This is a genomic window from Spirosoma humi (genome assembly GCF_054776575.1).
Genome location: NZ_BAAHBR010000020.1, coordinates 20,349 through 35,529, shown reverse-complemented (window position 1 = coordinate 35,529; position 15,181 = coordinate 20,349). Strand labels below are relative to the sequence as shown.

Genomic DNA, 15,181 nt, shown 5'->3' with positions numbered 1-15,181 from the left:
GCCCTGCCGCGCTATACCATTGGCAATAGGGGAAACTGCCCCATCAGCACCTTCTGCACATCGTCGGGCGGGAGGTTGAGCCATTGCTGTAGTACGGTGGCGTAAACTGACCGGAAATCGTGCTGCATGGCAATGTTGTCGTTTACGGTGGCGTTGGCCGGTAGCTGTGGATTGGTGCCGATGATGCCTGCTTTAACGGCATTGCCAAAGAAAAAAACCGGGGCGGCTGCGCCATGATCCGTGCCACCACTGGCATTGGATTTTATTCGCCGACCAAATTCTGAAAAGGTCATGCCCATGACCCGGTCCGCTACGTTCAGCCCCTTTAGATCATCCATAAATGCGCTAACGGCTTCGCCTACCCGACTCAGCAACTGTGCATGAACACCCGTCGTGGTGTCATCGGGTTCGGCCTGTTTGGCGTGCGTGTCGAAACTGCCGGTACTTACCAGGTATACTTTTGTCCGAAGGCCACCCGCCACCAGCCGGGCAACGATTTTTAACTGATCGGCGAGGGGGTTCTTACCCGGTGCCGGATACTTGTCGGATTGTTTGGTGATGCTCAGCGCGGCCTTCTTGATGACCCCGGCATACTGGTCGGTTTTCTGCGCTACTTTTTCGAGGTAGGCCAGCTGTTCGCCCCAGCGCGTATTGCTCGTTGCATCGGTTTTGTCCTCGATCAGATTATAAAAGTTGCCGGGGTTACTAATCGCCAGCCCCATTGTAAACGAAGGACCCTGGAAAGCCGATGCCACCACCGACCCAACCTGAATAGCCAGCGGATCGGGCATGGTTTCGTTGGGATATTTATCCGGGAAGCCCGGGAATAAATCGTTCAGGTAACGGCCCGCCCAGCCCGTAGTCAGTACCTTATCCGCGTCGGAGCCAGTCATCCAGATGTCGGTAGCCCGAAAGTGCGAGAAGTTTGGCTTTGGGTAGCTCACGGCCTGAATAATCCCCGCTTTGCCATCATTGACCAGTTGCTGAATCCCCGCCAAAGCCGGGTGTAGTCCTGTTGCGTCGGTGCCGGGCAGTTTTAGAATTTTGTTCTGTGGTAGCGCAATGTTGGGCCTGGCAGCCTGATAAGCGCCATACTGATCGATTGGAACAACGGTGTTGAGTCCGTCGTTGCCGCCGTTCAACTGGATCAGTACCAGTACCCGATCATTCGTCAGATCATGACCACTAATGGGTATCAACGACGTTTGCGCCATCGCTTTTACGGAAAACCCATTCAGAAACTGGGGCAGTACCAGGCCGGTAATAGCCGTATTTTTCAGGAAGTCTCGACGTTGCATAGGCAAAGAGTGAAAGAGCGAAAGAGTGAATGAGTGCGGTAGGGAAAAAGTGAAAGAATGAAACCGGAATTGGTAATTATCGCTCTTTCACTCATTCGCTCTTTCGCCGTTAAGTAAGTTGATACTGGGGTAAGTTCATGAGGTACTTGTACAAACTCTTCAGTTTGCGGGTCACGTTCGTTTTGTTGACCGTATCGTCGGGTTTAGCCGTTAGGTTTTGCCAGGCTTGCGTCCAGTAATGGTCTGACTTCATATCCTGCAAACCCGAGAGTAAAATGCTGGTTTTAATGTACTCCTTGTCTTTATCGGGCAGTTCCAGCATATACAGTCGCCGAACGGCATCGTCGATCAGGGCGACTGGGTCGGCGGGGTTGGGCAGCGCCTGGGTGTAGGCAACGACATCGATGAGTAATTTTTTGCCGTTACGGCCAATGCTACCCGTTGTCATACCGTCCGAAAAGACATTGCGCTTAGGGAGTGTGTCGGAGTTGACCCAGATCTTGTCGAACATGGGTTCCTGATAGTAGGCAGGCCAACCCGCCACGTTTGGCGGATCACCGATGTTCTGCTGCATCGCCGACGTCTGATTCTGGACCGCCAGCCAGAGGGCATACTGGTCCACGTAGCTCGTCGAATCGGGGAAGGCAACGCCAAACTCCCGGCAGAGGCCTACGGTGTAGTCGAGTGGACTTTTGATGATCGCCCCGCGGTTGTTGGCCTCAAAAAAATGACGGCTTCCGAATAGCTCGCGCAACACCGGTTTGATCTCGTACTTATTGGTCCGGAAAACAGCCGCCAGGGGCGTGATGACGTTGGCTTCGGTATCGGCGTCGATCTGGTGGTAAACAAAAAAGCGATAGAGCTTTCGGCAGATAAACCGCGCTACCTCTTCCTGCGCAAAAATCATCGTGAGCAAATCGTCTAATTCCTCTTCGCCTGCTGGTCCGCGTCGCCCTTTGATAAGGGTATTCCCGTAGAAAGGCGAAAAGGTTTTGTCGCTGCTGTCATGCCGACCCGGATCGAAGAGGCTGACGTAGGTGGTCGTATCATTCCGAAAGCCGGTTAGCACTTTGGCGGCTTCTTTCACATCAGCTTCTGTGTAATGCGAGCCGGGGCCTTTGCCCACCGTAAATAGCTCCTGTAATTCGCGTCCGTAGTTTTCGTCGGGGGCTTTTTTGTTGCTGGCCGTACCATTCAGGTATTTAAGCATGGCCGGATCTTTGGTAATGGCCTTGACCAACTCCTTAAAATTGCCCAGTGCGTGCTGGCGCAACAGGGCATTATGGCGGTAACACATGAGCGCGTTATCAACCATATTGGTCTCCGTAACGAAATGGTTATGCCAAAAGACTACCATTTTCTCGCGCAGGCTGCAGTTCTGGTTCACCATCAACCCCAGCCACCAGGCTTTGAACGAGTTTTTTCGACGACCGTTGTTCATGCCATCATAATTGATGGATGTCGTCCAGGTTTCGCCGGGCTGAATCTCGTCGTCGGTGTATTTATCGTCGTTGTAATTGTTGACGGGTGGGGGGGGAGCTGGTTCGTCGGAGAGCAGTTCGTTGAGTGCTTTGCGGATAGAGAGCGTACGCAGATGGGCCACATCCTCGGGCCTGGCCCCGAATGTAGTACGCTTCAGCAGGTGCTTCACGTCTTCATCGCCCCATTTAGTAGCCAAAGGGGCGAGCTGAACGGCCATTGTGGTGGTTTCCATACGATTCATTTGGTATAGGAAATAGCTTTACAGGCCCTATTTAACACGAACAGATCGTAACTAGCTCACTTTTAATAGAAGTTTAACTAAAGCGGCCTGCGCCGTTTGCTCAGTCAGATATGTTTTTTTCCACTCATCATGTCAATAAACCGTTCCGCTAGTTTGTAATGCATAGTACTGTCTGTGGCCTATATCTTTGTTTCACCAATCGAGAATAACCCGACTAGCATTTACTCCCAAAAAATAAAACCATACAAATATGAAAACGCTTGTCAAAACATTTGTCGTTGCCCTGTCACTGGGTGTTCTTACATCAGTTGCTTCCTTTGCCGAAGGAAAACCCGGCTCTCGCCCATCAACAGTGGCTGCCTATAAGGCGGGCATTTACACATCGGTCGATGGTAAGCTTAACATTGGCCTTGATAAAGAAAAAGGGGGGCCAGTCGACGTTATGCTCAAAGGCGCGGATGGTAAGATTTATTACAGTCAGCATCTTGGTAAAAATGAAAAGATCTACCGTAGTCGCCTGGATGTAAACGAATTACCTGACGGCGTATATGTCATAGAAATTACGAACGGAGTCGAAACGACCAAACACCAAGTAACGTTGGCAACCAAACAGCCCGAAGCACCCGTTCGTCTGGTTGCGATCAACTAACAGAGTATATCGGAATCACAAAAAAGCCGTCCCTGATTAGTCAGGGACGGCTTTTGCACTGGTCATTATCCTGTTGATTCGGTGAAGTTCCGTGAAGTCAGGTTCTTAAACCTGACTCGGGAGGTTTCTTAAAACCTCGTTGATCGACTAGCAGGCAGCACGAGGTTTTGAGAAACCTCGCCTGTCGGGTTTAAGAACCCGACACCACCAAGATTTGCATAGGGCAAAAACACTGCCTGTCAGCAAGTTATTCTAATGATAACTGCAGGCTAGTCAGGCCGGTGGCAGATAATGATCTTCATGGGTGTAGCCATATTCGGCTACTTTCTGTGCCCGGTAGCGGTATAAATCCGGACTTTCAGGAGCCCAGGTATCCAGGCCATCGACGTATCGGTTGAACATGCAGAACGCGGCTGCAATCAACACCGTGTCGTGAATATCACGGTCGGTAGCGCCTTCGGTTCTGGCCTTTTCAATTTGCTCGGCAGTCACGTGTTTTCCACCACGCTGCACACTGCCAGCAATGGTCAGCAACGCTTTCAACTTATCCGAAATGGCAGCATGGGTATAGTCCTGCTTCACCGATTGTACCAGTGACCAGTCGGTATCGTCCAGAAGATGGCTGGCTACCGCGCCATGAATGGTCTGGCAGAAAAAACAGTTGTTGCGGGCCGATACATACGTGGCGATTAGTTCGCGTTCCCCTTCATGGAGTGTTGATTCGGGGTGGCTTGCATTCGCGCGAAGCAATACATTAACGAGATCATTGAGAGGGCGGGCCGTCTCGGGGCTGAACGCCATGGGGCCGCGAATACCCGGCAGTCCGGGCAAAAAATCGATATGAGGCATCGGATTGGGTTGGTTTTAGTTCGGTTTAGGTAATACATAGCCCAGCGTTCCCATGCGTTCCCCCATGGCTGCGTAGGCGGCCGGGTCGTCGGGGGTTAGCGTGGCCAGGCCATCCACGTAGCGATTATACATCGAAAACGAAGCCGCAATGAGTACCGTATCATGAATATCGCCATCGGTAGCGCCTTCGTGTCGGGCGGTTGCTACCACATCGTCCGTCACGGTGAGGGCATCGGTCGTTACGCGCTGGGCAATGGTGAGCAAGGCCCGAAGTTTAGGCGAGATAGACGCTGTTTCGAGGCTTTGCAGCGCTTGGTCTACAAGGTCAGCCTGTTCGCCAAAAAGATAGCGCGAAGCAGCCGCGTGGCTGTTCATGCAAAAATCCGTCTGGTTCTGGCCTGACACAAACGCGGCAATCAGTTCGCGTTCAGCGTCAGAAAGCGTACTGTCGGGCGAACCCGCCCGAAGCAGCGCCTGAGCCAGTTCATAAAGGGGTTTGCCCGTATCGGGTCGGTAGATAACCAGACTGCGGATACCGGGCGCATCGTTGTTAAGCTGAATGTGAGCCATTTGTGAAAGATCTGTTTAGCGAGAAAAAGTTTGATTAGATGCTGCGTGGTCGGGAGTACCCATGCAGCGTCGGATTCTTATGAATGAGAAGCGGGCTTGTATCGGATAAAAACAGCGAGCCAGGCGACCAGAAACGCGACGGAAAATACCAGTAGCGCATTCCCGAAACCACCTAGTCCCGCGACCAGCATACCAACAAAAAACACCGCCGTCGCCGTAAAGAAACGGCCGATGTTGAAGCTGATACCAGCCGCCGTGGCGCGGATACGAACGGAAAATAAGGCGGGGATAATACTTGACAGTGCCCCCTGACTGATGCCAAAAAACAAGGCGACGAAGGCGGTTTCGGCATAAATAACCGGCGAGAACTGACGGTTCGATAGAAACAGCAGCGCACAGCCGCCGGCACAGCCCGCGAAGGTTAACAGCAGCGTCGTTCGCGAACCGAGTCGGCCTATCAAAACGCCCGACAACAGGCCGCCTGCAATGCCACCCATACCGAGCAGCATCATGGTCAGCCCTCGTTCACGACCACCCGTCTGGCCCGCAGGCAGCAGCGATTGTACCCAGGTCGGAATCCAGGAAAATGTACCCCATAATCCGATCAGGACGGCGCCAAAAATTACGACGCCCGTCAGCAGATTGGTCCGGTCGGATGGCGTCCAGGCTTTTTCGGGATTCGGTTGGTGGCGCAGCCGCGCCCAATGGGCCGATTCGGGCAGGCGGGCCAGCATCAGCAGGGCGACCAACACCGGAATCAGCCCCAGCCAGAATGCCTGCCGCCACAGAACCAGCCCGGCATTAAGCCCGCCAGTTGCCACAATGCCTACGGGAAACATAACGGCCAGAATGCCCAGCACCACCGCCCGATTTTTCTCAGGCCAGATTTCCGATAGATAAACCGTTGTCAGCAACAACACGCCACCTACCCCCGCACCCGTCAGAAATCGGCAGAGGAGCAGCAACGGCCAGGTCGGTGCAAAAACGGTACACAGCATGGCCGCCCCGTAGAGGAATGTAACGAAGGCAACGGCCCGCGCCCGGCCCATCCGATCCCCGATCAGGCCAAATACAAGCCCACCGGCCATCCAGCCGTACAAAAAGGCCGCACTGATGTAGGCCCCGATGTCGCCAAGCTGAGTAGCGGAAACCGATTGGCCCAGCAACTCCGGTATGGCAACCGGCAGGAACGTTGCCATGAGCGTAGAGGCCGTTCCGCCCAGCAGATACGACAGCGCGCATAGCCCAAAGGCGAACCAGTTGGCCTGTAACGTTTCGGGTTTGGTTATGATTGTTTCCATATAGCGAAAGCGTGAATGAGCGAAAGAGCGAAGACCATATCCTATGCGCTCATTCACTCATTCACTTTTTATTTAAGTCCCTGGTCAAATACGATTGATACATAGTAGAGTCCGCCCACCGCCGGAGACCCATAGGCCTGCACGACATACTGATTCGTCAGGTTAGTCGCGCCGAGCTTCACGACGGTTTTTACCGATGGAACCCGATAATTGACCTGGGCATCGAGCAGGTGATACGCCGGTACGCGTCCGGGAATGAGTGCGTTGAACGAACTCACCCAGTCGAAACTTTCCTGCCAGTGCCAGGCGACGTTGAAGCCAATGTTCGGTGCGATGTTGCGGTGCCCCAGCGTTACGTTGGTTTTGAACCGGGGCGTATTGAAAGCCGCTACGTTGTTGGGGTCGGCGTTCCGAATGTTGAACGCCGACCACGTACCATTAGTCCCGATCTGGTAGCCACCTGGTGTTCGATACGTCAGACCCAGCGTGGCTCCTTGTGCCGATACCTTGTCGGGGGCGTTGGTGTACAGCTGGAATACATGCGCCTTGCCGTTCAGAATTTCCTGCGCAGCTGCTGGGTTCGGCTTGCCATCCGAGCCCAGTACCGGGTTTTCCGTACGTAATACGACGGAATTGAGAATGAAGTTGGTATAAACGCCGTAATAATAATTGGCATCGACCGACAGGTTGCTGCTGAGCAGACCTCGGTAACCCACTTCAAAACTATTGACTCGTTCCGGGGCGATGTACGGCACATTCGATTTCTGCAACTTGTCTTTGTTATTCAGTAAGGCCTGTTGCGGTCCTACTTTGTTTACATCGGCTCCGAAACCGGCTCCAAACTGATTGGCGCTCGCGGCTGTGTACGAATTCTCATACACGTTCATACCTGCGCTGTTGCTGGGTGCACCGCCCAAAATCGTGACGGTAGGACCTACAGTGAGTTTGATGAACTGATCGGACGGGGTGGGGTTACGGAAGCCGGTCTGGTAACTCGCCCGGAAATGGTGCCGGTCAGTTGCCGAGTAGACCGCCGAGGCACGGGGCGTGAAATAACCCGCAAAGTTCTGGTTTTTATCGTACCGACCCGAGACCGTTAGTTTTAGTTTGTCGGCCAGAAATGCTTTGCTGATTTGGGCAAATGCCCCGTACTCGTGGTAGAGAATCCGGCCGCCCTTATCGTCGAAAAGCGTACCGTTGGTAAATAGACTGTACTGCCGGAAATTACCGCCAACGAGTACATCCGCCACGTTGTTGAGCGCCGACGTCAGGTTATACTGACCGTCGGCATGCCACATGCTGGTCTGGCTCAGAATCCCTGCACCCGCCGAGCCCTGAATAGCCGTCAGGCGGTTTTTCTGGGCTTCGTATTCGGCCGTGCCGGGCAACAATCGACCCTGATCGGCGAAGGTACGGGCGGCTGTTTGGTCGTTACCGCTCACGTTCGGGATGGTACCGCTATAGGCTGCCGCGTACCGGCTGAACCACGTATCGTCCGCTTTATCGGGCGTCACGACGGTACCGTTCAGATCGCGCACCCACGTTCGGTTGATCTGTTGCCCCAGCGAGCGGGTGTTATACGAATCGTGCGAGTCTTCGGCATTGCTGTACCAGCGGACAAAAAATTGCTTCCCGCGCAACTCCAGCCGGTGCTGCGTAAGCGAAAAGCCATTGACCGAGAAGCGGTTAGAGCCCGTATAGTTGGCGGTCCCTTTGGCGTAATTGATGGCGTAAATGGCTTCCAGCTTCGGCGTAATTCGATAGTGAAGCGCCCCGTTCAGTTTCAGGCTGTAGACCGTATAATCGGTCAGGTCTTTCTCCAGATACCCCGTCCGCGACACTTGCCCTGCGCCCGTCAGCGTTCTGACCACCTCATCGCCGTAAATATTGAGTCCGTTGCGGGCCGGATTCTGCGCACCACGCTGCTCCGATGGCGTAGACTGATTTACGTCGGTATAATCGGTGGCAAACCAATCGAGCCCCTGCATATAGGATGCATTCAGCTTAAACGCAAAGCGATTGCCGAACGCTTTGGCGTAGCGAATGGCATGGTCGTTATAAATGGCCGCGCCTGTATTGGGGTCGTTGAAGTGATTGACGCCTACTTTGGCCTGAACACTCAACCCCTGATATGTAAATGGGTCTTTGCTGGTCATCAGTAACGCGCCGTTGAAAGCCGCCGGGCCATACAATGCCGAAGCCGCACCGGGCACAAGCTCTACGCTTTCGGCATCTAAGTCGCTCAGACCAAACATATTGCCAACCGAAAAGCCGAATCCGGCGGGTTGGTTGTCTACGCCGTCGATGAGTTGTAGAAACCGGCTGTTGCCCGTACTGGCAAAACCCCGCGTGTTGATTTGCCGATAGGTGAGCCCACTCGTCACCATATCCACGCCCTTCAGGTTGTTGATACCTTCGTAGAACGTAGCGGATGGCGTTTCGCGAATGCTGCGGGCATCCATTTTCTCAATCGTAACCGGGGCCCTGACTAATCGCTCTTCAACGCGGGAAGCACCCACCACCACTTCGTCCAACTCGCTGGTGGCCGGATTTAACTGAATCGTAAGCGGAGCATTGGTATTGGGTACTGAAACCGTTTGTGGCTCATAACCAACCATCGAGAGATGAAGTGTAAGCGGTCCTTTTCGAGAGACAGACAAGCGGAAGAAGCCGTCATTATCCGTGACGGTACCTGTCGGTTGACCTTTGGCCATAATGCTTACACCCGCCAAGGGCTTATGCGTAAGGGGGTCTATAACCGAGCCGGTTACGTTTACCGATTGCGCCAGCGTGATGGTACTAATGAGCCAGAACCATGCGTACAGCAAGGCGTGCTTTTTTATGTTCATGAGTTGAAAATGCTTAGAGACGTTTACGCAGTCCTGTCCCTCTTCGGCCTGCACTAGGCGTGCCGGAGGGGATAGGGATGCTAACTATTGGTTTGATTATGAGTTGGTTGGTGTTGCCGACGGTGCTGGGTAACCGCCAGGTGGGCGGTTGTAGCCCCGGTTCACAATGCGGTCGCCGAGCGTGTCGTAGTAGGCCGGATCGGTGGGTGTTACGGTTGCCAGACCATCGACGTATTTGTTGTAGAGACAAAACAGCCCGGTTATCAGCACGGTATCGTGAATTTCGCGGTCGGTGGCACCAGCCGCCTGAGCGCGGGCGATGGCCTCCGATGAAACGGCACGGCCGGATTGTTGCGTCAGGGCGGCAATTTGGAGTAGTGCTTTCATCTTTTCGCTGACAGGCGCCGTTTCGATATCAGCTTTTACGGCAGACGCTGTTTTATCTTCACCTAGCAGTAGATCGGCGGCTTTTGTGTGGGCAGCGTTGCAAAAATTAGTCCTGTTGCGCGATGACACCAGAGCGGCAATCAGCTCGCGTTCGCCCTGGGTTAGCGTCGATTCACCCCGTAATAATAACTGAGTCAGTTCACGAATGGGCATGGCCGTATCGAGCCGGTATTCGAGCAGGCCCGTGATACCCGGCAAATGGTTCGGTAGAGGAATATGAGGCATGATGTAAGTCAATGTTGAGGTTAGTCACGATCGCTACGTCCGGTAGCGGTGACTAACGTGTTCGTTATTAGAATGATACACCGTTCCTGAACACCTGGACAGCGTTTAGGGAAAGCTCAGAGCGATTTCAGGAATCGCTCTCGTTGAGCAGCGTTGTGGAGAAGGGGTAGCCAGGGAATGAAGCTGTTCGTTGTCGGGTGAGTATGGCAACACGCGTTGGCGGCAGCGAGACTCGCGGCTGCTACAGGGGTTAGTTCACACCGAACCTGTCGCTACCAGTGCAGGTACGACAATACGTTCAGAAACCGGATAGCAACTGATTTGGATAGTAGACAACGAACAGAAGATCCACGTTAGATTTCGGGCGGTGGAGAGGAAACCCGCAAGGCTAATTGATAGAGAAGAAACGGCTTTTCGGGAATCCGAATGTCGCTGTACCAACGGGGCGATTGAAAACAGAAGGCAACCCGTGGGGTCGTTGAGTACTCTTTCAGCAAAAATTTTAGTAATGAATTTGCTTTACCAGACGGGTCGCCTGCACCGGTCACGTGCTTCTGCATAAACGATAGCAGGTCACTGTGCCAGAACGAATCGCTCTCCGTTTGAAAGCCGGCAATGTACAGCGTATCACCCTGAACATTCAGGCTGATGACTGAATAGTACTGACCTCGATATGTAAAGCCATCCGATGTCGTGCGGGTGATGGCACTGGTATCGGGCTTGTCTTTGAGAGGAATCTGAAATTCGACGATGCTATCGACGGAGCGATATACCTGCAGGCGTTGAGAAAGATCGTGTTCGGCCTGCCACCAGGTACCTACGCACACCAGCACATAGGCCAGGATGTGATGCAGGAGTAAGCCAAACAAACCGATCGATATTGCCTTCTTCACACGAATGTCGCAGGTAAAAATTTTCCAATAATAATACTAAAATTTAAACAAAACTACGGGTATGCTCAACAGCCGTCCAAATGGGTTCGGGGTAACTCCAGTGTCCGGGTCATTTCTTAAAAGACCTTGTCATTGGCTGTTTTACCCGTTTTTGGTAAGCCGTGCGTCGATTATCCTGTAGTAAGCCGGGCTCAAACAACAGCGATATTAAAAATACATTAAACAAATGAAGGGCTTTTTGCTGTTTATACTAGGTTTAATAAAGATATACCTGACTTTTTCAGGTGTAACGGTACGCTACACGTTATTTTATAGTCCACCATGTATACACACACCTACTGCAGACAACTCGTTATCGCCTGTACATTTCTGGTTGTATTTGCCTGCGCCCGCAATCCGGTTACCGGCAAGCGCGAAATAAGCATGATGTCAACTGAGCAGGAAATTGCCATCGGCAAAGAATCTCACCCATCGGTTATTGCCACGATGGGTTTATATGAAGACAAGAATCTGCAGGCTTTTATGAACGAAAAAGGGAAAGCGATGGCCAAGGTTTCCCACCGGCCTGATCTTCCTTACCAATTCTACATTGTCGACTCCCCGATCGTGAATGCCTTCGCCGTGCCAGGCGGCTACGTTTATTTCACGCGCGGTATTTTGGCTCACTTCAACAATGAAGCGGAGTTTGCCGGGGTACTGGGCCACGAGATCGGTCATATTACGGCCAAGCACGCGGCACGCTCCCAGAAAAGTCAGTTGCTGAGTACAATTGCGCTGATTGGGGGAGCCGTGCTGGCTCCTCAGGTTGTTGGTCAGAATATCGAAGCACTTCAGCAGGGAATAGGCCTTCTGTCGTTAAAGTACAGCCGGGACCACGAATCGGAATCCGACAACCTGGGGGTAGAATATTCCAGTAAAATTGGCTACGATGCGCACCAGATGGCGGATTTTTTCGGAACGCTTAAACGCCTTTCCGACAATTCAGGCCAGGCCGTACCGCAGTTTATGTCAACTCACCCTGATCCGGGGAACCGTTTCACGCGCGTGCACGAGCTGGCAAAAGACTATCAGGCTAAGCATCCGGCGGCTTACCGCGTAGATCGCGACCCGTATCTGCGGCTGATCAACGGAATTGTGTATGGCGAGGACCCTAAGCAGGGATTTGTTGAAAATGGCTATTTCTATCATCCTGAGTTACGTTTTCAATTCCCCGTACCCAACAACTGGCAGGCTCAGAATTCGCCAAGCCAGTTTCAGATGGCGGGGAAAGATGGTAAATCCGCGATGATCCTGATGCTGGCAAAAGGAAATTCGCTGGACGAAGCGGCCCAGAATCTGGTAAAAGAATTAAGCCTGAACGTTCTGGAGAACAGTAAAACCACGATAAACGGAAATCCGGCCTACGTACTCATTTCGCGGCAACAGACCCAACAGCAGCAAGGTCAGCAACAGGCACAAGATCCTAAAACGGCTCTTCAGATTGGCACCTGGCTGATCCAGTACAATAACGCCGTTTATGCGCTGCATGGCTTGGCTGCCGCCACCGATTTTAACAGCAGTTTCGGTACATTCAAGCAGGTTGCCGAAAACTTCCGCTCGCTTTCTGATCCCGACAAACTCAATCGCAAAGCCGAGCGTGTCTTTGTGAAAGCCTCTCCCCGCGATGGTTCGTTTCGTGAAGTAATAATGGCGTTAGGCGTACCGGCCAATCGGGTAGAAGAGACTGGCGTGCTGAATGGTCTTAAAGCTGATGATCGCGTAACAAAGGGTGCTTTGGTTAAAGTAATCAGCCGGTAAGATTGTCCGCTTCGATAAGGCCATGAAAATCAGTAATGTTCAGCCCGGTAAAGATTGGTTAAGCATTACGCTGGAACTGGGATACTACAATTAACATGGTACGCGATTTTAAAGCGTTTACGTATCTGACGCCAGGCGAATTTGCCCTGCATGACAGTCATGCTCCTGAACGCGCGTTTGTACTTAAAGAGGCTGATCGCTAGCGTAATTCTGGTAGTGACGTGAATCCGTCGCCTATCCTCATTCGATGCTGTAAAGCCGAATGAGGATAGGCGACGGTATTGAAAATGCACTGCTCTGAACTATTGGTCTAACTGCTTTCAGAAAACACCCGGTCGGCCGACCAACAGTCGGCTGATGGGCCGGTAGTCGGTGAAGTCAATTTCCGGAGCTACATAGCCCGGCTTAATGGGCTCTTCCCGCACCAGGTCCGTGCTCAGGTATTTTTTGTTACTATCGCAGAGAATGGTTACCACACGAGCGTCGGGGCCTAGTTCGCGCTGAAGATTGATGGCCCCGATCAGGTTGGCCCCCGATGAGATACCCACCGCTACGCCCAGCTGGAGAGCCAGCTTCTGCGCGATCAGGATTGAATCGCCGTCGTTGGCTTGTACAACGTGATCCAGTTCGTCTAGTTTCAGAATATCCGGGATGAATTCGTCGAAAAAGCCCTGAATCCGATGCGTTCCCGTCTTGTAGCCCACCGACAGCGTTGGCGATTCGGCGGGTTCGAGCGGGTGAATACGAATGTCGGGTTTGCGGGATTTGAGGTAGCGGCCTACGCCCATCACCGTGCCGCCGGTGCCAACCCCCGCCACGAACGCATCGGGAGTAATGTCGACGCCCTGGAGTTGCAGCCAGATTTCTTTGCCCGTTGTCAGGCGGTGGGCGTCGGCATTGTACTTGTTGGCAAACTGACGGGGCAAAAACACGTGTGGATCGCTGGCGGCCAGTTCTTCCGACCGCCGGATGGCACCCATAAAACCGCCCTCCTCTTTGGTAAATAAGACAATATCGGCCCCCAGGCTCCGGATAATGTCGATACGCTCCTGGCTGATACCGGCTGGCATAATGATCGTAACAGGATGCCCCAGCGCCCGGCCTACCGCCGAGAACGCAATGCCCGAACTGCCGCTGGTGGCTTCAACGATGCGGTCGCCCGGCTGAATGTTTCCTTCCCGATAGGCCTGATGCAGCACGTGCAACGCCATCCGGTCTTTCATACTGCCGGTCAGGTTGTAGTGCTCGCACTTCACATAGAGCGAGCGTGGCTGGCCCCGATCGGTATAAAATAACTCCAGCATAGGCGTATTGCCGACCAAATGCCAGAGGTGTTCAAATTTTTCCTGAATAGCCGGTTTTATGGCTGGTTCGGTAGGTGACGTCATGCCGGTTGATGATCAGGGTTTGGCCTCCAGAATTTCCGCTAACTTTTTGCCCAGTTCCTCGCCCCGAACGTTTTTGGCCACGATCTTCCCGTCGGGACCAATCAGAAAATTCTGGGGAATAGACCGAATACCGTACTGTTTGGCGACTTCGTTGTCCCAGAATTTCAGGTCCGACACCTGGGTCCAGTCCAGCCCATCTTTGTGGATGGCTCTTAACCAGGCTTCTTTGGCATTCGGCCGATCCAGCGAAACACCCAGAACGGTGAAATTCTTGTCTTTATACTGCTGGAAATTCTTCACCACATTCGGGTTTTCGGCCCGGCAGGGACCGCACCAGCTTGCCCAGAAGTCAACCAGGACGTATTTGCCGTGGAAACTGCTCAACGCGACGTTCTTGCCCGAGGTATCGGCCTGGGTGAAGTCGGGTGCCATGGATCCGATTGACGTTGCTTTGATCGAGGCCAGTAGTTTGGCATAGTCCTGACCGGCCTTGCTGTTTTTAAGTTTATCCGACAAGCCGTCAAACAGGGGACCTACTTCGGCGTATTCTGGTGTGTACGAGTAGCGCTGCAAGGCGTCCAGACTAACCAGCGTGGATGGATTTTCCTTGATATACTGTGCCCGAATTTTCTTCTGGTCGGCTTCGATGGTTTCGTAACGCTTGTCGAGGGCTTCTTCAAGCTCTTTCGACTTTTGTTGCTCTGGCCTCAAGGCCCGGTATTCTTTCATGAGCTGGGCCATTTTGTCGGTAGTAGGCTTCAGCATCGCGTTCAGCTTCTGATGATCGGCATTCAGCGGGGTACCGCTCGCAACGGCATTGTCGAGCGAATCGGCACTGGTTACGGTAACTGTACCCGGCTCCAGATAGAGCGTCGTAACGGCCATGGGTCGGCTCCGGCTGAATCCTTTCCCCTGTTTATCGACCAGTAAAGTCGCCTGTACTGGATTTTCGAGGGTCCCTTTGAATGAAAACAGGCCGTTCCTGATTGGAGTCGAGTCCATTTTTGCCGTGCCGTTTTCCATGTAGCGCAGGTACGCTTTGGCTGGCGCTTTGTAAACCAATGCTTTCCCGTTCAGAATAAAGGAACCGCCTTGTGCCCAAAGCAGCGAAGGCGTTATGAGCAGCGCCGTCAGAATACGATATTTCATAGAGGTGGTTTTTTCGCTGGTTGTATTGCTCAAACATAGCAGA

The 15,181-nt window shown here is 53.0% G+C and carries 12 protein-coding genes; 2 read left to right on the top strand and 10 right to left on the bottom strand.

The window, feature by feature from the left end; all coding sequences use genetic code 11:
* Positions 1-11 precede the first annotated feature (11 nt).
* Both ACYU8Y_RS26610 and ACYU8Y_RS26605 read right to left on the bottom strand, forming a co-directional pair.
* Positions 12-1,298, bottom strand: a complete 1,287-nt coding sequence (locus tag ACYU8Y_RS26610) for a DUF1501 domain-containing protein (protein WP_460941253.1) — start codon at positions 1,296-1,298, stop codon at positions 12-14.
* A 109-nt stretch (positions 1,299-1,407) separates the two neighbouring features.
* The gene (locus ACYU8Y_RS26605; protein WP_460941252.1) at positions 1,408-3,012 is read right to left on the bottom strand and encodes a DUF1800 domain-containing protein; all 1,605 of its coding nucleotides are present in this window, start codon (positions 3,010-3,012) and stop codon (positions 1,408-1,410) included.
* Between the two features lie 259 nt (positions 3,013-3,271).
* Here ACYU8Y_RS26605 and ACYU8Y_RS26600 point away from each other — a divergent pair, with 259 nt between their 5' ends.
* Positions 3,272-3,670 (top strand): hypothetical protein, encoded by a 399-nt coding sequence (locus ACYU8Y_RS26600; protein WP_460941251.1) that lies wholly within the window; start codon positions 3,272-3,274, stop codon positions 3,668-3,670.
* A gap of 273 nt (positions 3,671-3,943) precedes the next feature.
* On the opposite strand, the gene ACYU8Y_RS26595 is transcribed toward ACYU8Y_RS26600, so the two are convergent.
* From ACYU8Y_RS26595 to ACYU8Y_RS26570, 6 genes are all read right to left on the bottom strand, one after another.
* A complete protein-coding gene (locus ACYU8Y_RS26595) occupies positions 3,944-4,519 on the bottom strand; it encodes a carboxymuconolactone decarboxylase family protein (RefSeq protein WP_460941250.1) in 576 nt (191 codons plus the stop codon).
* A 15-nt stretch (positions 4,520-4,534) separates the two neighbouring features.
* Complete coding sequence (locus tag ACYU8Y_RS26590) at positions 4,535-5,089, bottom strand: carboxymuconolactone decarboxylase family protein (protein ID WP_460941249.1); 555 nt, start codon at positions 5,087-5,089, stop codon at positions 4,535-4,537.
* Positions 5,090-5,166: 77 nt separating this feature from the next.
* Positions 5,167-6,390 (bottom strand): MFS transporter, encoded by a 1,224-nt coding sequence (locus tag ACYU8Y_RS26585; RefSeq protein ID WP_460941248.1) that lies wholly within the window; start codon positions 6,388-6,390, stop codon positions 5,167-5,169.
* A 68-nt stretch (positions 6,391-6,458) separates the two neighbouring features.
* Positions 6,459-9,239 carry a TonB-dependent receptor gene (locus tag ACYU8Y_RS26580; protein ID WP_460941247.1) on the bottom strand — a complete coding sequence of 927 codons (2,781 nt, stop codon included), beginning with the start codon at positions 9,237-9,239 and terminating at the stop codon, positions 6,459-6,461.
* Between the two features lie 96 nt (positions 9,240-9,335).
* Positions 9,336-9,911, bottom strand: a complete 576-nt coding sequence (locus tag ACYU8Y_RS26575; protein WP_460941246.1) for a carboxymuconolactone decarboxylase family protein — start codon at positions 9,909-9,911, stop codon at positions 9,336-9,338.
* Positions 9,912-10,264: 353 nt separating this feature from the next.
* Positions 10,265-10,804 (bottom strand): hypothetical protein, encoded by a 540-nt coding sequence (locus ACYU8Y_RS26570; protein WP_460941245.1) that lies wholly within the window; start codon positions 10,802-10,804, stop codon positions 10,265-10,267.
* 321 nt (positions 10,805-11,125) lie between these two features.
* Between ACYU8Y_RS26570 and ACYU8Y_RS26565 the strand changes: the two genes are divergently transcribed.
* The gene (locus ACYU8Y_RS26565) at positions 11,126-12,601 is read left to right on the top strand and encodes a M48 family metalloprotease (RefSeq protein WP_460941244.1); all 1,476 of its coding nucleotides are present in this window, start codon (positions 11,126-11,128) and stop codon (positions 12,599-12,601) included.
* Between the two features lie 320 nt (positions 12,602-12,921).
* Here the strand turns inward: ACYU8Y_RS26565 and ACYU8Y_RS26560 are convergent, their stop codons facing one another.
* Positions 12,922-13,989: a PLP-dependent cysteine synthase family protein gene (locus ACYU8Y_RS26560; protein WP_460941243.1), complete on the bottom strand. Its 1,068-nt coding sequence runs from the start codon at positions 13,987-13,989 to the stop codon at positions 12,922-12,924.
* Positions 13,990-14,001: 12 nt separating this feature from the next.
* Positions 14,002-15,138: a redoxin domain-containing protein gene (locus tag ACYU8Y_RS26555; protein WP_460941242.1), complete on the bottom strand. Its 1,137-nt coding sequence runs from the start codon at positions 15,136-15,138 to the stop codon at positions 14,002-14,004.
* Positions 15,139-15,181 lie beyond the last annotated feature (43 nt).